This window comes from Microbacterium sp., assembly GCF_017305435.1.
Taxonomy (GTDB): Bacteria; Actinomycetota; Actinomycetes; order Actinomycetales; family Microbacteriaceae; genus Microbacterium.
Genome location: NZ_JAFKIP010000002.1, coordinates 506824 through 526061, shown reverse-complemented (window position 1 = coordinate 526061; position 19238 = coordinate 506824). Strand labels below are relative to the sequence as shown.

The window sequence follows — 19238 nt, the reverse complement described above, 5'->3', positions numbered from 1 at the left end:
TCCCTGCCCGCACGGTCAAGGCACATCGACGACGATCGTCGCGTGAGAGCGTGGATCGTCATCCGCGAGGTGGCGTGCCTCCTGCGCGGCCCAGCGATCCCAGTGCGGCCGATAGGCCTCTCCGTCGCGCGCCAGGGCGCGCGTGCGCCGCGCGTCCTGCGGCGACTCCAGCCAGACACTGATCGATGCACGCGCCGCAGATGCGGCGGTGATCGCCCCGCACCCTTCGGCGATCAGGGGCAGGTCCGCGCGCGTCGTCATCCACGCACCCGGTGCGCTCGCCGCCCAGTCCCACCGCCGCCAGTGCGCGTCGCGACCGGCGGAGAGCGGGTCGAGAATGGCGGAGGTGAGCGTTTCCGCTCCCGCGGCGAGCCCATCCCAGCCCGGGTAGATGTCGTCCAACGCGACGACCTGGACGCCGCCCGGCCAGCGCTCGCGCAGAAGGGAGGCGAGCGTGGTCTTGCCGGCACCCGACCGCCCGTCGATGAGGACGATCACGCGTGCTCCGTCGTGCAGGCTCCGGACGGCATCCCACACGTCTGCCGCCGCCCGTTCGAGCGCGGCGTCGAAGTCGTCAGCGCTTGAGGGCACGGATGACGCGGCTGAGCGCGCGACCGGCGACCCACACGAACGGAATCCCGACAGCGAGAAGAGACACGAGGTTCGGCTCGAACCGCACACCATCGCCCGTGCGGATATATGCGCCGACCGGAATGGCGACGCCGCCTCCGCCGCCCCCGCTGCCACCGGTGGGATCCTCACCCGCGCCGAACCCCGACCACGTGAGCGCGACCGGGACGAGCCGCACGCCGTCGACGTCCTGCTGTTCCCCGTACACGCTCGTCACGCCGAGCGATGCGGTCTGCTTGCCGAGTTCGAGTGCGAGATTGGGCATGCCTCCACCGTAGCCGCTGCGCCTCGCTACCGCGACGGCGGTTCTTGGCTCGGGAGCGCGGGGGGTCGGGGGTTGGTCGGCAAGGCGTTCACGTCCCGTCGCGGGCCGAGCACGCTCGCCCGTCCCACGGCGCCGGCGCCGAACCTGTCGCGGGCGCCGTCGAGCGCGGCGTCGACCCGGCGCCAGTCCGCGTCGTCGTCCCAGAGGGCGAGCACACCGGCACCGCTCGGCTTCAGGCGCTCCGCCCGCACGCCGATCAGACGTACCGGCTGCACGAGGTCGAGCTCGTCGAAGAGTGCGATCGCCGTCTCGCCGATCCGCTGACCGACATCCGTCGGATCCGCCAGCGTCGTCGACCGCGAGAGCGTCGTGAAGTCAGCGTAGCGAAGCTTCAGTGCAATGCCCGCGGCCTCCCAGCCGCCCGAGCGCAGCCGAGCGGCAACTCGGTCGGCGAGGCGGCGCAGCTCACTGCGAAGCGCCGCGCGTTCGGAGATGTCCTCGAGGAACGTCTCCTCGTGTCCGATGCTCTTCTCGGTCCGCTCCGTCTCGACGTCACGCGGATCGATCCCCTGCGCGAGCTGCCAGATACGCGCCCCGCCCGCGCGTCCGAGCGCGCGCTCGATGACGGGGCGCGGGGCGGCGAGGATGTCGGCAACGAGCCGGATGCCGCGGCCTTCCAGCGCCTCCGCCGCCTTCGGCCCGATCCCCCACAGTGCGCGCACGGGGAGAGCGGCGAGGAACGCGCGCGTCTCCGCCTCGCTCACGATGAGGAGTCCGTCGGGTTTCGAAAGCGTCGAGGCGATCTTCGCGACGTGCTTCGTTGCGGCGACGCCGACGCTGCAGACGAGCCCGGTCTCGGCCCGCACGCGTTCTCGCAGAAGCCTCGCGATCCGTCCGGGCGATCCCCACAGGCGGCCCGCGCCGGACACGTCGAGGAACGCCTCATCGATCGACAGCGGCTCCACGAGCGGGGTGATGTCGTGGAACATGCCCATCACCTGGCGCGAGAGCGCGCTGTACCGTTCGAAGTGCGGCGGAACGACGATCGCCTGCGGGCACAGTCGCAGCGCCTGCGCGACGTTCATCGCCGAACGCACCCCGTACCGGCGCGCCTCGTAGGTCGCACTGGAGACGACGCCTCGTCCCTCCATCCCGCCGACGATGACCGCCTTGCCGGCGAGCGACGGGTCGTCGAGCACTTCGACCGACGCGTAGAAGGCATCCATGTCGACGTGCAGGATGCGCGTCCCCGTGTCGTCGGCGTCCGGCGACGACACCCGCCGCCCGCTGCCGTCGCCCCGCCCCATGCGTCCATCCTCCCCCACGCCACCGACACGGGCGCGAGGGAGGACGCACGAGACTACTGGGCGGCGCGCTCCAGCACGAGCTCGCGGACGCGCGCGGCATCCGCCTGACCGCGCATCGCCTTCATGACCGCGCCGATGACGGCGCCGGCGGCTTGCACCTTCCCGTCACGGATCTTGGCGAGGACGTCGGGTTGAGCGGCCAGCGCGTCGTCGATCGCGGCGATGAGCGCATCGTCGTCGGAGACCACCGCGAGCCCGCGCGCGTCGACGACCTCCTGCGGCGTGCCCTCACCGGCGATGACACCCTCGAGCACCTGGCGCGCGAGCTTGTCGGTGAGCGTTCCCGCGTCGACGAGCCGCTGCAGATCTGCGACGGATGCCGGCGACACGAGTGAGGACGCCTCGACGCCGTCTGCGTTCGCGATGCGCGAGATCTCGCTCATCCACCACTTGCGCGCCGACGCCGGCGACGCGCCCGCCGCGACGGTCGCCTCGACCTCGTTCAGAAGGCCCGCGTTGACGACGCCCTGGAAATCGATGTCCGCGAAACCCCAGTCCGCCTTGAGACGACGGCGGCGCACCGCGGGCGGCTCCGGCAGCGCCTCCCGCAGGCTTTCGATGAGTGCGAGGGGCGGTGCGACCGGCAGGAGGTCGGGCTCCGGGAAGTAGCGGTAGTCATCGGCATCCGACTTGGGGCGCCCCGGCGACGTCGTGCCGGTGTCCTCGTGCCAGTGGCGCGTCTCCTGCGTGATCGATCCGCCCTCGGCGAGGATCGCCGCCTGCCGCTGGATCTCGTAGCGCACGGCGCGCTCGACCGAGCGCATCGAGTTCACGTTCTTGGTCTCGGTGCGCGTGCCGAGCTTCTCCTGGCCGCGCGGGCGGAGCGACACGTTCGCATCGCACCGGAGGTTGCCGCGCTCCATGCGCGCCTCGGAGATCCCGAGTCCGATGACGATGTCGCGGATCGCCCGCACGTAGGCGGCAGCGAGCTCCGGAGCGCGCTTCTCCGCGCCGAAGATGGGCTTCGTCACGATCTCGACGAGCGGCACCCCGGCGCGGTTGTAGTCGACGAGCGAGTACTCCGCGCCCTGGATCCGGCCCGTTGCCCCACCCATATGGGTGAGCTTGCCGGCATCCTCTTCCATGTGCGCGCGCTCGATGGGGATCTCGAACGTCGTCCCGTCGGCGAGCTCCACCTCGACCTGGCCCTCGAAGGCGATGGGCTCGTCGTACTGACTGATCTGGTAGTTCTTGCCGAGGTCGGGGTAGAAGTAGTTCTTCCGCGCGAATCGGCTCGACGGCGCGATCGAGCAGCCGAGCGCGAGCCCGAGCGAGATCGAGTAGCGCACGGCTGTCTCGTTCACGACCGGCAGCGACCCGGGCAGCCCCATGTCGACGGGCGCGACGAGCGTGTTCGGCGCGGCACCGTGATTGCGCTCGTGCGCCGGGTTCGCCGCGGCGGAGAACATCTTCGTCTCGGTGTTGAGCTCGACGTGCACTTCGAAGCCGAGCACCGGCTCGAAGCGCTCGAGCGCCTCATCGAAATCCATGAGTGCGGCCTTCGCCATCAGCGGTTCCCTCCGTCCGGTCCCTGCGCGTGTCGAAGAGCGGGTGCGCGATCCAGCAACGGCCCGCCCCACGAGTCGACGAGAAGCGCTTCGAGCGCTGCCCCCACCCGGTAGAGACGCGCGTCCTCGCGCGCCGGCGCGATGAACTGGATGCCGACCGGGAGTCCGTCCTCCTCGGCGAGACCCGACGGAATCGAGATGCCCGGCACCCCGGCGAGGTTCACCGGGATCGTGGTGACGTCGTTGAGGTACATCTGCAGCGGGTCGTCGATCTTCTCCCCGAGCCGGAACGCCGTCGTCGGCGCGGACGGGGTCGCGATGACGTCGACGTCGGCGAACGCCGCGTCGAAGTCACGCTGGATGAGCGTGCGCACCTTCTGCGCGCTGCCGTAGTAGGCGTCGTAATACCCCGCCGACAGCGCGTACGTACCGAGGATGATGCGGCGCTTGACCTCGTCGCCGAAGCCGACGTCGCGCGAGCGGGCCATGACGTCCACGACCGTGCCGCCGGGAACGTCCACGCGCAGCCCGAAGCGGACCGAGTCGAACTTGGCGAGGTTGCTCGACGCCTCCGCGGGGAGGATGAGGTAGTACGCCGCGACGCCGTACTCGAAGTGCGGTGCACTGACCTCGACGATCTCGGCGCCGTGCGCCTCGAGGAGAGCGAGCGAGGCACGGAACGACGCGGAGACGCCCGCCTGGAACCCGGAGTCGGGGAGCTCCCGGATCACGCCGACCTTCAGGCCCTTCAGCACCGCGCCGGTCGCGCCTTCGCGCGCCGCGGCGGCGAAGGAGGGCCAGGCATCTTCGAGGGATGTCGCGTCGTTGATGTCGTGGCCGCCGATGACGTCGTGCAGGAGCGCCGAGTCGAGGACGGTCCGCGAGACGGGGCCGACCTGGTCGAGCGACGAGGCCAGCGCGATCGCGCCGAATCGGCTGACGCCCCCGTACGTGGGCTTCATGCCGACAGTGCCCGTCACGTGCGCGGGCTGGCGGATCGAGCCGCCCGTGTCGGAGCCGAGCGCGATCGGGGCCTCGAAGGCCGCGACGGCCGCGGCCGAGCCACCGCCCGAACCACCCGGGATCCGGTCGAGATCCCACGGGTTGCGGGTCGGGCCGTACGCCGAGTGCTCGGTCGACGACCCCATCGCGAACTCGTCCATATTGGTCTTGCCGAGTGGCACGAGACCCGCTGCCCGGGACCGCGCGACGACCGTCGCGTCGTAGGGCGAGAGGAAGCCCTCGAGGATCTTCGAGCCGCTGGTGGACGGCATGTCGGTCGTGACGAGGACGTCCTTGATCGCGAGGGGAACACCCGCAAGCGGGCCGAGCTGCTCGCCCGCGGCACGGCGGCGGTCGATGTCCTCCGCGACGTCGAGCGCGTGATCGCTCACGTGCAGGAACGCGTGCACGTCCCCGTCGACGGCGGCGATGCGGTCGAGGTGCGCCTGTGTCGCTTCGACGGACGAGACCTCGCCGGCGGCGAGTGACGCCGCGAGCTCGGCGGCCGTGAGTCGGATGATCTCGCTCACTGCTCCTCCCCGAGGATCGCGGTGACCTTGAAGCGGTCCTGCGTGGCATCCGGTGCGTTCTGGAGCACCTGCTCGACGGTCAGCATGCCGCCGACGACGTCGGGGCGGAAGACGTTCTCGAGCGGGATCGGGTGGCTCGTCGCGGGCACGTCGGGGGTCGCGACCTCCGACACCTTCGCGATGTTGTCGACGATCGCGGAGAGCTGGCCGGTCAGGCGCTCCACTTCGTGATCGTCGAGCTGGATGCGGGCCAGCACGCCGAGATGGCGGACGAGATCAGGGGTGATTTCAGACACCACGACAGTCTAGTTGGGCGCTCCGCGCCCACCCGCGCAGGCCCGCACCGGCCCGCACCCCACGGCTAGGCTGACACGCGTGAGCACGTATGACCCGCCCCGCCCCTGGATCCGCAGCTACGCCGACGGGGTGCCCGCGGATCTCCCGGAGGTGTCCGGCTCGCTCCTCGACATCGTCGCCGCATCGGCGCGCGATTACCCCGACGCGCCCGCGCTCCAGTTCTTCGGCCGCGAGACGACGTATCGGCAGCTGCTGGATGCCGTGGAGCACGCGGCGGCAGCACTCAAGGCCCTCGGGGTCGGGAAGGGCGACACCGTCGCGATCGTGCTGCCCAACTGCCCGCAGCACATCATCGCGTTCTACGCGATCCTGCGGCTCGGGGCCATCGCCGTGGAGCACAATCCTCTCTACACCCCGCGGGAGCTGCGCAAGCAGTTCGAGGACCACGGTGCGAGGACGGCGATCGTGTGGAGCAAGGTCGTCGCGACCGTGCAGGAATTCCCCGCGGACCTGGCCGTGGAGAACCTCATCAGCGTCGACGTGACCCGTGCCATGCCGTTGTCCTTGCGTCTCGCGCTGCACCTCCCGATCGCGAAGGCGCGCGAGTCCCGCGATGCGCTCACCACGCGGACGAGCGGAGCCACCCCGTGGGAGAAGCTCTTGGAGGTCCCGGCGCTGCCGGCATCCTTCCCCGGGCCCGCCACCGACGACATCGCGATCATCCAGTACACCAGCGGAACGACCGGGACGCCCAAGGGCGCGGTGCTGACGCACCGGAACCTCCTCGCCAACGCGCGGCAGGCGCAGGCCTGGGTGCCGTCGATCCACCGCGGCGAGGGGTGCGTCGTCTATGCCGTGCTGCCGATGTTCCATGCATACGGCCTCACGCTGTGCCTCACCTTCGCGATGTCGATGGGAGCGCGGCTCGTGCTCTTCCCCCGCTTCGAACCGGCGATGGTGCTCGAGGTCACCAAGAAGCATCCCGCGACGTTCCTGCCGCTCGTCCCGCCGATCGCGGACCGGCTCCTGAAGGCGGCGCAGGCGGAGGGCGTGTCGCTCGCGGGCACGGAAGTGGCGATCTCGGGCGCGATGGCCCTGCCGCACGAGCTCGTCGTGCCGTTCGAGGAGGCGACCGGCGGCTATCTCGTGGAGGGCTACGGACTCTCCGAGTGCTCCCCCGTGCTCATGGCGAACCCCGTCGCTCCGAACCGTCGGCCCGGCACCGTGGGTCTGCCGCTGCCCGGCACGGAGTGCCGCGTCGTCGATCCCGACGATCCCACGCGGGACGTGCCCGCGGGCGAGCGCGGCGAACTGCTCGTGCGCGGGCCTCAGGTGTTCCAGGGGTACTACGGCAAGCCCGAGGCGACCGAGGAGGTGCTCGTCGACGGCTGGTTCCGCACGGGCGACATCGTGCAGATCGACGACGACGGCTTCGTGCGCATCGTGGATCGCATCAAGGAGCTGATCATCACGGGCGGGTTCAATGTGGCTCCCACCGAGGTCGAGAACGCGCTGCGGCAGTACCCGCACGTGGTGGACGCCGCCGTCGTGGGTCTCCCGAGCGAGCACTCGGGCGAAGAGGTCGTCGCTGCCGTCGTGCTCGACGGGGCAGCCGACGTCGACGTGGAGGCGATCCGCGAGTTCGCCCGCAGCATCCTGACGCCCTACAAGGTGCCGCGCCGGATCTACGTCGTGGACCAGCTGCCGACGTCGCTCATCGGCAAGGTGCTGCGTCGTCAGGTGCGCGAATCGCTCCTCGCGCTCACGCAGCCGGAAGGCTGAGGCACGCGAGCAGGCCCGATGCTCATCCCGCGTCGGGATCGAGCGCATCGAGGGCGGCGGGCCCCTGCTCGACGAGGATGCGGAACTGCGCCGCGTCGATGATGCGGATGCCGAGGTCTTCGGCCTTCGCGAGCTTCGAGCCCGCTCCCGGCCCCGACGCGACGAAGTCGGTCTTCTTCGAGACGCTCGAGGCGGCTTTGCCGCCCGCGGCGAGGATCGCCTCCTGCGCACCCTCGCGGGTGTAGCCCTCCAGCGAGCCGGTCGCGACGACGGTGACGCCCTCGAGCACACCGCCGGCGGCGACGGCGGCGCCGGGCCCGGGGTGCCCCGGGATCTCGAGCCGAGCCCCCGCGGCGGACCACCGCTCCACGATGTCGCGGTGCCACGGCACCTCGAACCACTCCAGAAGCGAGTCCGCGATGATCCCGCCGACCCCTTCGACCGCCGCGAGCTCGTCGCGGCTCGCCGCACGGATCGCGGCGACGGAACCGAACCACTGCGCAAGAGCGCGCGCCGCCACCGGCCCGACATGACGGATGTTCAGAGCCACCAGGAAGCGCCAGAGGTCTTTCGTCTTCGCCTTCTCGAGCTCGGCGAGAAGCGTCAGCGCCTGCGCCGACGGCTGCGGTCCGGTGAGACCGTCCTTCTTCTCGGCCGGCGAGGGGTTCCGCCGGAAAGGCGCGCGTCGCACCGGCATCCCGGTCTTCTCGTCGATCTTCTCCTCGCCGGTCTCGGCGTCGCGGACGACCACCTCGATCGGGACGAGCTCATCGAGCGTGAGATCGAACAGCCCCGCTTCGGTCTCCAGCGGCGGCTCTCTCGGCACGGTGGGCTGCGTCAGCGCGGCGGCGGTGACCTCTCCCAGCGCCTCGATGTCGAGGGCGCCGCGCGAGCCGATGTGCTCGACACGCCCGCGCACCTGCGCCGGGCAGGAGCGCGTGTTCGGGCAGCGCAGATCGATGTCGCCCTCTTTCGAGGGCGCGAGGGGCGTGCCGCAGGACGGGCAGTCGGCAGGCATGACGAAGGCGCGCTCCGTGCCGTCGCGCAGCTCGACGACCGGGCCGAGGACCTCGGGGATGACGTCGCCGGCCTTCCGCAGCACGACCGTGTCGCCGATCAGGACCCCCTTCGCCTTCACGACGTCCTGATTGTGCAGCGTCGCCTGCCGGACGACGGAGCCGGCGACGAGCGCGGGCTCCATGACGGCGAACGGCGTGGCCCTCCCCGTGCGCCCGACGGAGACGACGATGTCGAGGAGCTTCGTGTTGACCTGCTCGGGCGGGTATTTGTACGCGATCGCCCAGCGCGGCGCGCGGCTCGTGGCGCCGAGCTCGTCGTGCAGGGCGAGATCGTCGACCTTCACGACGACCCCGTCGATCTCGTGCTCGACGTCGTGACGGTGCTCACCGTAGTGCGCGACGTACGCGAGCACGCCGTCCACCTCGTCCGACGTACGGAAGTACGGGCTCGTGGGGAGGCCCCACGTCGCCAGCAGCTCGTAGACCTCGCTCTGCGCGTCCACGGGTGGCGCGGGCCACGCTCCGATCCCGTGCACGAGCAGCCGCAGCGAATCGAGTCGGGCCTGCCCCGCTTCGAGCTCGAGCCCCGCCTTCTTGTCGAGCTGCTGGCGAAGCCCACCGCTCGCGGCATTGCGCGGATTCGCGAACGCGGGGAACCGCCGCGCAGCACTGCGCTCGGACCGCTCTTCATCGACGCCGCGCGCACGCATGTCGGCGACGACGCGCTCGCGCATGCGCGCCTGCAGGCGGTTGAGATCGTCGAATGCCACGACCGGAATGTAGACCTCGCCGCGGACTTCGACGACGTCCGGATGCCCCTCGCCCGCGAGTCGCGTGGGGATCCCCGCGACACGGACGGCGTTGACCGTCACGTCCTCGCCGACCCGTCCGTCACCGCGCGTCGCGGCGGAGACGAGCACACCCCGCTCGTACCTGAGGCTGATCGCGAGCCCATCGATCTTGAGCTCGAGCAGCCATCGGACGGACCGGCCCGCCGCGTTCTGCGTCTTCAGGCACCAATCCCGGAGTTCGTCGGGTGAGAACACGTTGTCGAGACTCAGCATGCGCTCGGCATGCTCGACGGGAGCGAACATCGTCGACTCCGCCGCGCCGACGCTCAGGGTCGGCGAGTCCTGCCCCTGCAGCTCGGGGTAGAGCGCCTCGAGGTGCTCCAGGCGGCGCATCCACCCGTCGTAGGTGGCATCGTCGACGATTTCGGCGTCGCGGCCGTAGTACGCGTCACGGGCGCCGACGATCTGTTCCGTGAGGCGCTCGGCCTCGTCGTGCGCCTGCGCGAGGGTCAGATCGGTTTCCGGTGTCGGTGCCACCGGCTCAGTCTACGAATCGCCTCCGACATCCGTGGCCCCGGTGCCGGCCAGGAGCGAACCGATGATGCGCGCCACGACGTCGTCGTGCCACGCGCCGACGAGCGACCCGATGTCTACGACACCGATCGCAGCACCGTCGTGCGTGGCGACAGCGGGGATCGGGACGAGGTAGGTCGCGACCCGCAGCCCGTCCGCCGTCGTCTGCACCATCACCGCGACGTCGCGTCCCCCGATCATCGCGACGTGCGCGCTGTCGACCGGGTCACCGGCATCCCTCGCACGATCGACCGCGTCGCTCAGGAGATCGCCGGCTGCCCCTTCGCCGGGACGCCCGCGAACGTGGAACTGAGTGAGCATGTCGCCACCGCGCGGGAGGAACGAGGCCGCGCAGCCGCGTGTGCCTGCGACGAGCATCCACGCGGCGCCGACGTCGGGCAGCTCGAACGAGAAGCACGGCGTCGACACGAGGCCCGCGTCGTAGCCGACCTGTTCCTCCCCCGTCACCTCGACGAGACCCGAGGACGCCGCGGGTGGTGCCTCTCGGTCGGCCGCTCCCGTCAGGCTCACGGTCGTGAGGGCGCCCACGACGATCGCCGCACCGGCCGCCGCCATCCACCATCCTCGACGGGCTCCGGATCGCTCTTGTCCTGTCACCATCTCGCACCTCCGTGTCGTTTCCGTCACGGTAGGCACGTGGGGGCCGCTCCTCAGGCCCGCGGCGGCGATCTGTGGACAGATCCCGAGACCGGCCGCCTGTGGAGAAGGCGATGCGGCGACGTCAGGCGGGGAGAGGAACCGCAGAGACGGTTCGATCGATCGTGAACTGACCGATCACGCGGGTGCCGTCGTAGAGGACGGCCGTCTGCCCGGGCGCGACGCCCTCGAACGGCGTCTCGGGCACGACCGAGACACCGTCGGAGCCGACCTCGGCGCGCGCGGGCACCGGGTCCGCGTGCGCGCGGATCTGCACGTGACAGTCGAACGCAGTCGATGCCGGAGCGCGCCCGGCCCACGTGAACCGCTCCCCCGCGATCTCCGCCGTCGCGAGAGCGTCCTTCGGGCCGACAACGACGGTGTTCGAGACGGGGCGCACCTCGAGGACGAACCGGGGCTTGCCGTCAGATGCGGGCACGCCGAGCGACAGCCCGCGGCGCTGGCCGACCGTGTAGGCGTGTGCACCCTCGTGGCTGCCGACGACGGCTCCCGAGCGATCGACGATCTCGCCCGCGCGCGCGCCCACCTTCTCGGCGAGCCACCCCCGCGTGTCGCCGTCGGGGATGAAGCAGATGTCGTGGCTGTCCGGCTTCTGCGCCACCGTGAGACCGCGCGCGGCCGCCTCCGCCCGCACGACGGCCTTCGAGGGCGTCGATCCGAGCGGGAAGTACGTGTGCGCGAGCTGCGCCGCGGTGAGCACACCGAGCACGTACGACTGGTCCTTCGCCTCGTCGCTCGCGCGGTGCAGCTCCCGTCCGTCGGGCGTCTCCAGGAGCGTTGCGTAATGACCCGTGCAGACGGCGTCGAAGCCGAGCTCGAGGGCACGCTCGAGGAGCGCAGCGAACTTGATCTTCTCGTTGCACCGCATGCACGGATTGGGTGTGCGGCCGGCCTGGTACTCGGAGACGAAGTCGGCGATCACGTCTTCGCGGAACCTCTCGGAGAAATCCCAGACGTAGAAGGGGATGCCGAGGAGGTCCGCCGCGCGGCGGGCATCCATCGCATCCTCGATCGTGCAGCAGCCGCGGCTGCCGGTGCGGAGCGTTCCCCCCGCGCGGGAGAGCGCGAGGTGCACGCCGACGACGTCATGACCGGCGTCGACGGCGCGCGCGGCCGCGACGGCAGAGTCGACGCCACCGCTCATGGCCGCAAGGATCCGCATGCGTCCAGTCTACGAGCGCGCGCCTGAGCGGGCACCGGACGCCCGTGCGTAAGCCTCCGGCAGCGCCGCGAGGACCCCGTCGACATCCGCGTCGGTCGAGGTCCGTCCGAGGGTCAGCCGCAGCACCGACCGCGCGGCCCGCTCGTCACGCCCGAGCGCGAGGACGACGTGCGAGGGCTCCGCGACGCCGGCCTGACAGGCCGATCCGGTCGACACCGAGATCCCCGCCTGATCGAGGAGGAACAGCAACGACTCCCCCGCCGCGCCGGGGAAGAGCACGTGGACGTTCCCCGGCACGCGCCGGACCGGATCGCCCAGCAGCTCGGCGCGCGGAACGAGCTGCAGGATGCCGGCCGTAAGACGCTCTGCGAGAGCGGTCAGCCGCACCGCCTCGGCCTCCCGCTCGGCCGTCGCCTCCGCGAAGGCGGCGGCGAGGGCTGCGGCGCCCGCGACATCGGGACTGCCCGAACGGAGGCCGCGCTGCTGGCCGCCACCGTGGAGGACGGGCGCGAGACGCGCGTGCCGCGAGACCACGAGGAACCCCGTGCCGACCGGCGCTCCGAACTTGTGGCCCGATGCGCTCAGCGCGACCAGGCCCGCGGCGCCGGCGGCATCCCCCCGCCACGCGCCGAAGGACACCGGCAGGTGCCCGACGGCCCCCACGGCATCCAGATGCAGCGGGACGCCCGCGACGGATGCCGCCGCCGCGAACCCGGCGGCGTCCTGCACGGTGCCGACCTCGTTGTTGACGACGAGCGCCGTCGCGAGCGCGGCACCCGGCAGCGCCGCCGCGAACGCAGCGATGTCGAGGCGGCCCGCGCCGTCGAGCGGCACGGAGCGGATCAGCGCGCCCTGACCCTGCAGCCAGACGGCGGTGTCGAGGGTGGCGTGGTGCTCGCCGTCCGGGAGGACGACGGCCTCGCGGCCGTCCGCGCGCGCGTGCCACAGCCCCTGCAGGGCGAGGTTCACCGACTCGGTGCCGCCGCTCGTGAAGACGACCTCGATGCTCTCGCACCCGATGAGCTGCGCGACGGCGTCACGTGCGTCCTCGAGGCGTCGTCGTGCCGTCTGCCCCGCCGCGTGCACGGATGACGCGTTCGCACCGGCCGCGGAGGCCTCGATCCACGCGATGCGCGCACTCTCGCGCAACGGCGTCGACGCGGCGTGATCGAGGTAGATCATGATCCCTCCGCTGTGTCTCGGGGCGACCCGGGTGTGCGATGCGGCCCGCGCCCCGCCGCGTTACTACTGTAGTTCGCATGGCCAGCCCGAAGCCGCTCGCGCGTCCTGCGCTGCTCTCGCCCGCCCTCGACGACCTCGGCGTGACATGGGGGCCCGCCGGCGGCACGCTGCGCGTGTGGTCGGAAGCGGCATCCGCCGTCGATCTCGTCCTGGTGGACGCGACCGATCTCGACTGGATCACCGGCACGCTCCCGCTGACGCCGGTCGGCGGCGACGTGTGGGAGGTCACGACGCGCGACCTCCGCCCCGGGGCCCACTATGCACTCCGCGTCGACGGCCCCGCAGGCGCCCGCAACACGTTCAACAAGGAGACCCTGCTGCTGGACCCGTACGCACGCGGCCTCGCGCCCGTGCGCATCGGCGAGTGGCGCTCGGTCGTCGTGGACGGCACCTACGACTGGCAGGGCGTCGCGCGCCCCGAGACGCCCATGGATCGCACCGTCATCTACGAAGCCCACCTGAAGGGGCTGACGAAGCGGCATCCGGGCGTTCCGCCGGCCCTTCACGGCACGTATGCGGGACTCGCCCACCCCGCCGCGATCGACCACCTGCTCTCACTCGGCGTCACGGCGGTCGAGCTGCTGCCGATCCAGGCGTTCGAGACCGAGCCGCGCCTTCTGCAGCACGGGCTCAGCAACTACTGGGGATACAACACCCTGAACTTCTTCACGCCGCACGGCGCCTACGCGAGCGCCGATGCCGTCGCCGCCGGGCCCGACGCGATCCTGCGCGAAGTGAAGGACATGGTGCGCTCCCTGCACGCCGCCGGCATCGAGGTGCTGCTGGACGTCGTCTACAACCACACGTCCGAACTGGAGATCGGCGGCCCCCGCTCGAGCCTGCGCGGCATCGACAACGCGGGCTACTACCGCCAGCACGACGACGGCGCCTACATCGACGTCACGGGGTGCGGCAACTCCGTGAACACGTCGACGGATGCCGCGGCCCGGCTCGTCCTCGACTCGCTGCGCTACTGGGCGAACGAGGTGCAGATCGACGGCTTCCGGTTCGATCTCGCCCCCACGCTCGGTCGCGATGCGCACCACGAGTTCCAGGCCGATCACCCGCTGCTGCGTCGGATCGTCGACGACCCGCAGCTGCGCGGTCGGAAGATGATCGCGGAGCCGTGGGACGTCGGCATGGGCGGATGGCAGACCGGAAACTTCGGTGCGGGCTGGAGCGAGTGGAACGACCGCTACCGCGACCGGGTGCGCAACTTCTGGCTGAGCGATGTCGACTATGCACGGCGCGCGTCGACGCCTCCCGCGGGCGTCGGCGGCTTCGCGACGCGTCTCGCCGGCTCGTCGAACACGTTCGACGACGCCCGCGGCCCGCTCGCGGGGGTCAACTTCGTCACGGCGCACGACGGCTTCACTCTTCGCGACCTCGTGTCGTACGACGTCAAGCACAACATGGGCAACGGCGAGCAGAACCGCGACGGCGCCGACACCAACCGCTCGTTCAACCACGGCGCCGAGGGCTCGACGCAGAACCCCGCGATCCTCGCGACCAGGCGCCGGGCCATGCGCAACATCCTCGGCACGCTGCTGCTGTCCGCCGGCGTCCCGATGATCACGGCGGGCGATGAGATGGGGCGAACGCAGCGCGGCAACAACAACGCGTACTGCCATGACTCGCCTCTGACCTGGGTGAACTGGGACCTCGCGCCGTGGCAGGAGGACCTGCTCGCGCACGCCCGACGCCTCATCCGGCTGCGCCAGGAGAACCCGGCGCTGCGCCCGCGCCGCTTCGCGCATGCCGTGCACGCCGTCCCGAACGCCTCGGTCATCGACTGGTACGACGAGAACGGCGACACGATGTCGCACGAGCGCTGGAACGACCCCGCGCACCGAACGCTGCAGTACGACGCGCAGTCGACGCCCGACGTCGAGGCACCCAACCGGATCCTCCTCGTCATCCACGGCAACGAGCGCCCCACCTCGGTGACGCTGCCGGGGGCGCTCGGCGCCGAGCGCTTCGTGTCGCTGTGGTCGAGCGTGCCCGATGCCCCCGCCGACGACGAGCCCGTCTTCCTCCCCGGCGACCGGATCGAGATGCCGGGGACGTCTCTGCACCTGTTCCGCGTGGACGCCTGTTCCTCCCCGATAGCGGCGCGGTAGGTTCGAGACGTGGCCACCACGACTCGATCCGCACCACCCACCGAGGCGCTGCGCAGCACCTCACCGATCCCGCTGCGGCCCTCCGGCCCGGCTCCGGAGCACGCCGCACGGACACGCCTCGGCCGCATCCCGCTCTCACGCCCGCGCCCGTCGACGCCGGATCCGAGGTTCCGCCCATCCGCGTTCTCCGGCGAGGCCGTGCCCTTCCAGATCACGGCGTTCCGCGAGGGGCACGACCGCATCGGCGTCCACGTGCGACTCGTCTCGCCGACCAGGGCCGAATCGCTGCATCGGCTCGAGCCCCTGCACGACGGTTTCGACCGGTGGCGCACCACCATCGCTCCGCTCGAGATCGGCGTCTGGACGTTCCGTTTCGAAGCCTTCGCCGACGAGTTCGCCACCTGGCAGCACGCCGCCGATCTGAAGATCGCCGCGGGGGTGGATGCCGCGCTCATGCGCGAGTCGGGCGCGCTTCTGTTCGTCCGGGCCGCCGCAGAGAAGGACCGCAGCGCCGCCGAGGTGCGCGCGCTCAGACGCGCCGCCGCGGCCCTCCGGGATGCCGCAGCGAGCGACGACGCGGCGCTCGAGGTCGTGCGGGACGAAGCGATCGCGGCATTCTTCCGCGACCGTCCGCTCGCCTCGCTGCACACCGTCGGCCCCGACCTCGAACTCCTCGTCGAGCGCGAGCGCGCCGGCGTCGGCGCGTGGTACGAGTTCTTCCCGCGGTCCGAGGGCGCGAAGCGCCAGAAGGACGGGACCGTCAAGAGCGGCACCTTCCGCACGGCGGCGCGGCGCCTGCCCGGCGTCGCCGGCATGGGCTTCGACGTCGTCTACCTGCCGCCCATCCATCCCATCGGCCGGATCAACCGCAAGGGCCGCAACAACACCCTCGACGCCCTCCCCGGCGACCCGGGTTCGCCGTATGCGATCGGCGCCGCCGAGGGCGGCCACGACGCGATCCTGCCCGAGCTCGGGACGGCCGCCGACTTCCGCTGGTTCGTGCGGCAGGCACAGGCGCACGGCCTCGACGTCGCCCTCGACCTCGCCCTGCAGGCGGCTCCCGACCACCCCTGGGTGACGGAGCATCCGGAGTGGTTCACGGTCCTTCCCGACGGCACGATCGCGTACGCGGAGAACCCGCCCAAGAAATATCAGGACATCTACCCGCTGAACTTCGACACCGACCCCGCGGGCATCTACGCCGAGATGCTGCGGATCGTCCGGCACTGGATCGCGCAGGGCGTGAAGATCTTCCGTGTCGACAACCCGCACACGAAGCCCCTGCAGTTCTGGGAGTGGCTGATCGCCACGGTGAACGCCGACGACCCGGACGTGATCTTCCTCTCCGAGGCGTTCACCCGGCCCGCGGTCATGCAGAGCCTCGCGATGGCGGGCTTCCAGCAGAGCTACTCGTACTTCACGTGGCGGAACACGAAGGAGGAGCTCGAGGAGTTCCTGCAGTCGATCTCCGACGAGACGGCCGACTTCATGCGCCCGAACCTGTTCGTGAACACGCACGACATCCTCACCGAGTATCTGCAGTACGGCGGGCGCCCCGCCTACCGGATCCGCGCCGCGATCGCAGCGACCGCCGGGGCGACCTACGGCGTGTACGCCGGGTACGAGCTGTACGAGAACGTCGCACGGCCGGGCTCCGAGGAGAACATCGACAACGAGAAGTACGAGTTCAAGTTCCGCGACTGGGAGCAGGCGGAAGCCGACGGCGACTCCCTCGCTCCCTATCTGCGCCGCCTCAACGAGATCCGGCATGCGCACCCCGCGCTGCGGCAGCTGCGCGGCCTCACGGTCCACTGGAGCGATGACGACGCGATCCTCGTCTACAGCAAGCACATCGACGGGGCACTCACCGAGAACGGCGTCTCGGACACGATCATCGTCGTCGCCAACCTCGATCCGCACTCGGTGCGCCAGACGACGGTCCATCTCGATTCGTCGGTGTGGGGCATCCCGCGCGGAACGGAGTTCGAGGTCGAGGATCTCATCACCGGTGCCGTCTGGACCTGGAACCAGGATGCCTTCGTCCGGCTCGACGCGTTCGCGGAGCCCGTCCACATCCTGCACGTGAAGGAGCGCTCATGAGCACCGTCCCCGAGGGCATCCTCGACGCCGTCGCCGACGGCTCGTACTACGCACCCCACGACATCCTGGGTGTGCACGAGGGCGCCGAGGGATGGGTCGTGCGCGCCCGACGGCCGATGGCAACCACCGTGGACGCCGTCACCCCGACGGGCGCCCGGATCCCCCTGGAGCACGTCCGCTCCGGGATCTGGGAGGGTACGGCGACCACTCGACCGGATGCCTACGAACTGGTCGCGACCTACGACGACGCGCCCGACTACCGCGCAGACGACCCCTACCGGCACCTCCCCACTCTCGGGGAGATCGATCAGCACCTCATCCGCGAGGGTCGCCACGAAGAGCTCTGGAACGTGCTCGGTGCGCACGTCCACCACTTCGCGGGCGTCGACGGCGTCTCGTTCGCGGTGTGGGCGCCGGACGCTCGCGCCGTGCGCGTCGTCGGCGGCTTCAACGGCTGGGACGGGCGCTCGCACGCGATGCGGAGCCTCGGGTCCTCGGGCGTCTGGGAGCTGTTCGTCCCGGGCCTCGCCGCCGGCACGACCTACAAGTACGAGATCCTCACCCCGCACGACGGATGGATCATGAAGGCCGATCCGATGGCCCAGGCGGCCGAGGTGCCGCCGGCCACGGCATCCGTCGTCACGGAGTCCACGTACACCTGGGGCGACGACGCGTGGCTCACCGCACGCGCCGGGCGCACGCCGCTCGATCAGCCGATGTCGACGTATGAGCTGCACTTGGGATCGTGGCGACGGGGCCTCGGCTACCGCGACGCCGCTCAGCCGCTCATCGACTACCTCACCCAGGTCGGCTACACCCACGTCGAGTTCCTGCCCCTCGCCGAGCATCCGTTCGGCGGTTCGTGGGGCTACCAGGTGTCCGGATACTACGCGCCCACGAGCCGCTTCGGCAGCCCCGACGACCTCCGCTACCTCATCGACCGGCTCCACCAGGCGGGCTTCGGCGTCATCATGGACTGGGTGCCGGGTCACTTCCCGAAGGATGCCTTCGCGCTGGCCCGATTCGACGGGGCGCCCCTCTACGAGCACCCCGACCCCCGGCGCGGCGAGCACAAGGACTGGGGAACGCTGATCTTCGACTACGGCCGCAACGAGGTGCGGAACTTCCTCGTCGCGAACGCGCTGTACTGGTTCGAGGAATTCCATGTGGACGGACTGCGCGTGGATGCCGTGGCTTCCATGCTCTACCTCGACTACTCCCGCGAAGCCGGCGAATGGGAGCCGAACATCTACGGCGGACGGGAGAACCTCGAGGCGATCCGCTTCCTGCAGGAGGTCAACGCGACCGCCTACAAGCGCTATCCCGGCATCGCGATGATCGCGGAGGAGTCGACGAGCTTCCCCGGCGTCACGGCACCCACGAGCGCGGGCGGGCTCGGCTTCGGGTTCAAGTGGAACATGGGGTGGATGAACGACTCGCTCGAATACATCAAGCGCGACCCGATGTACCGCGCGCACCACGAGGGCGAGCTGTCGTTCTCCTTCGTGTACGCGTTCAGCGAGAACTTCGTCCTGCCGATCAGTCACGACGAGGTCGTCCACGGCAAGGGCACGCTCTTCACCCGCATGCCCGGGGACCACTGGCAGAAGCTCGCGAACATGCGGGCCTTGCTCGCGTTCATGTGGGGTCATCCCGGCAAGCAGCTCCTGTTCATGGGTCAGGACATCGGCCAGATGTCCGAATGGTCCGAGAGCCGGGAGATCGACTGGTGGATCCTCGACCAGCCGCCGCACCGGCAGCTGCAGGACTTCGTCGGCGCCCTCAACCGCGTCTACCGCAACCAGGCGCCGTTGTGGTCGCGCGACAGCGACGGCAGCGCCTTCCGCCGGCTCGGCGAGCCGCAGTGGAACCCGAACGTGATCGCCTTCTCCCGCGTCGACCACCACGGCAACACCGTCGCGGTGATCTGCAACTTCTCCGGCACTCCGATCGAGGACTACACGCTCGATCTGCCGGAGTCGGGCGCATGGGAGGAGCTGCTCAACTCCGACGCCGCCGCCTACGGCGGATCCGGCGTGGGCAACCTCGGCACGGTCCACGCCGACGAGAACGGGCGCGCGACGATGGTGCTGCCGCCGCTCGGTGTGCTGTGGCTCGGGCACCGCTCCTAGGGTGTGTCGCTATGACCATTGGAGGCTCGCGGCGACGCAG

The 19238-nt window shown here is 70.7% G+C and carries 14 protein-coding genes; 4 read left to right on the top strand and 10 right to left on the bottom strand.

The genetic code is table 11. The features are described 5' to 3' along the window. Positions 1-15 precede the first annotated feature (15 nt). Genes J0I43_RS02730 through gatC form a run of 6 tightly spaced genes read right to left on the bottom strand, consistent with a single transcriptional unit; the run spans position 16 to position 5598 of the window. Positions 16-591 carry a hypothetical protein gene (locus tag J0I43_RS02730; protein ID WP_292858615.1) on the bottom strand — a complete coding sequence of 192 codons (576 nt, stop codon included), beginning with the start codon at positions 589-591 and terminating at the stop codon, positions 16-18. After that, positions 575-895, bottom strand: coding sequence for a hypothetical protein (locus J0I43_RS02725; RefSeq protein ID WP_292858612.1), 321 nt, complete (start codon positions 893-895; stop codon positions 575-577). Before J0I43_RS02725 ends, J0I43_RS02730 begins: the two co-directional genes overlap by 17 nt. 26 nt (positions 896-921) lie before the next feature. Next, complete coding sequence (dinB, locus tag J0I43_RS02720; RefSeq protein ID WP_292858604.1) at positions 922-2202, bottom strand: DNA polymerase IV; 1281 nt, start codon at positions 2200-2202, stop codon at positions 922-924. 53 nt (positions 2203-2255) lie between these two features. Further along, positions 2256-3770, bottom strand: a complete 1515-nt coding sequence (gatB, locus tag J0I43_RS02715; protein WP_292858602.1) for an Asp-tRNA(Asn)/Glu-tRNA(Gln) amidotransferase subunit GatB — start codon at positions 3768-3770, stop codon at positions 2256-2258. Beyond that, positions 3770-5302 (bottom strand): Asp-tRNA(Asn)/Glu-tRNA(Gln) amidotransferase subunit GatA, encoded by a 1533-nt coding sequence (gene gatA / locus J0I43_RS02710; RefSeq protein ID WP_292858599.1) that lies wholly within the window; start codon positions 5300-5302, stop codon positions 3770-3772. The genes gatB and gatA overlap by 1 nt, the downstream gene beginning before the upstream one ends. Further along, entirely contained in the window at positions 5299-5598 is a 300-nt protein-coding gene (gene gatC, locus J0I43_RS02705) for an Asp-tRNA(Asn)/Glu-tRNA(Gln) amidotransferase subunit GatC (RefSeq protein WP_292858595.1), read from the bottom strand. The genes gatA and gatC overlap by 4 nt, the downstream gene beginning before the upstream one ends. 79 nt (positions 5599-5677) lie before the next feature. On the opposite strand from gatC, the gene J0I43_RS02700 reads away from it, so the two are divergent. Beyond that, complete coding sequence (locus tag J0I43_RS02700; protein ID WP_292858592.1) at positions 5678-7381, top strand: long-chain-fatty-acid--CoA ligase; 1704 nt, start codon at positions 5678-5680, stop codon at positions 7379-7381. Positions 7382-7403: 22 nt separating this feature from the next. Here the strand turns inward: J0I43_RS02700 and ligA are convergent, their stop codons facing one another. From ligA to J0I43_RS02680, 4 genes are all read right to left on the bottom strand, one after another. Continuing rightward, positions 7404-9728, bottom strand: coding sequence for an NAD-dependent DNA ligase LigA (ligA, locus tag J0I43_RS02695; RefSeq protein WP_292858589.1), 2325 nt, complete (start codon positions 9726-9728; stop codon positions 7404-7406). Between the two features lie 9 nt (positions 9729-9737). Further along, positions 9738-10340: a hypothetical protein gene (locus tag J0I43_RS02690; protein WP_292858586.1), complete on the bottom strand. Its 603-nt coding sequence runs from the start codon at positions 10338-10340 to the stop codon at positions 9738-9740. 166 nt (positions 10341-10506) lie between these two features. Beyond that, the gene (gene mnmA, locus J0I43_RS02685) at positions 10507-11604 is read right to left on the bottom strand and encodes a tRNA 2-thiouridine(34) synthase MnmA (protein WP_292858582.1); all 1098 of its coding nucleotides are present in this window, start codon (positions 11602-11604) and stop codon (positions 10507-10509) included. Positions 11605-11613: 9 nt separating this feature from the next. Further along, positions 11614-12789 carry an aminotransferase class V-fold PLP-dependent enzyme gene (locus tag J0I43_RS02680; protein ID WP_292859050.1) on the bottom strand — a complete coding sequence of 392 codons (1176 nt, stop codon included), beginning with the start codon at positions 12787-12789 and terminating at the stop codon, positions 11614-11616. A 74-nt stretch (positions 12790-12863) separates the two neighbouring features. Between J0I43_RS02680 and glgX the strand changes: the two genes are divergently transcribed. Genes glgX through glgB form a run of 3 tightly spaced genes read left to right on the top strand, consistent with a single transcriptional unit; the run spans position 12864 to position 19198 of the window. Then, the gene (gene glgX, locus J0I43_RS02675; protein WP_292858581.1) at positions 12864-14966 is read left to right on the top strand and encodes a glycogen debranching protein GlgX; all 2103 of its coding nucleotides are present in this window, start codon (positions 12864-12866) and stop codon (positions 14964-14966) included. Between the two features lie 9 nt (positions 14967-14975). After that, on the top strand, positions 14976-17066 hold the full coding sequence (locus J0I43_RS02670; protein WP_292858578.1) for a maltotransferase domain-containing protein: 2091 nt from the start codon (positions 14976-14978) through the stop codon (positions 17064-17066). Further along, positions 17063-19198: a 1,4-alpha-glucan branching protein GlgB gene (gene glgB, locus J0I43_RS02665; protein WP_292858575.1), complete on the top strand. Its 2136-nt coding sequence runs from the start codon at positions 17063-17065 to the stop codon at positions 19196-19198. The genes J0I43_RS02670 and glgB overlap by 4 nt, the downstream gene beginning before the upstream one ends. The last annotated feature ends 40 nt before the right edge of the window (positions 19199-19238 follow it).

Coding starts and splice junctions, on each gene's coding strand:
- J0I43_RS02725 (WP_292858612.1), bottom strand. CDS start 895: ATGCCCAATCTCGCACTCGAACTCGGCAAGCAGACCGCATCGCTCGGC.
- dinB (WP_292858604.1), bottom strand. CDS start 2,202: ATGGGGCGGGGCGACGGCAGCGGGCGGCGGGTGTCGTCGCCGGACGCC.
- gatB (WP_292858602.1), bottom strand. CDS start 3,770: ATGGCGAAGGCCGCACTCATGGATTTCGATGAGGCGCTCGAGCGCTTC.
- J0I43_RS02690 (WP_292858586.1), bottom strand. CDS start 10,340: ATGGCGGCGGCCGGTGCGGCGATCGTCGTGGGCGCCCTCACGACCGTG.
- mnmA (WP_292858582.1), bottom strand. CDS start 11,604: ATGCGGATCCTTGCGGCCATGAGCGGTGGCGTCGACTCTGCCGTCGCG.
- glgX (WP_292858581.1), top strand. CDS start 12,864: ATGGCCAGCCCGAAGCCGCTCGCGCGTCCTGCGCTGCTCTCGCCCGCC.
- glgB (WP_292858575.1), top strand. CDS start 17,063: ATGAGCACCGTCCCCGAGGGCATCCTCGACGCCGTCGCCGACGGCTCG.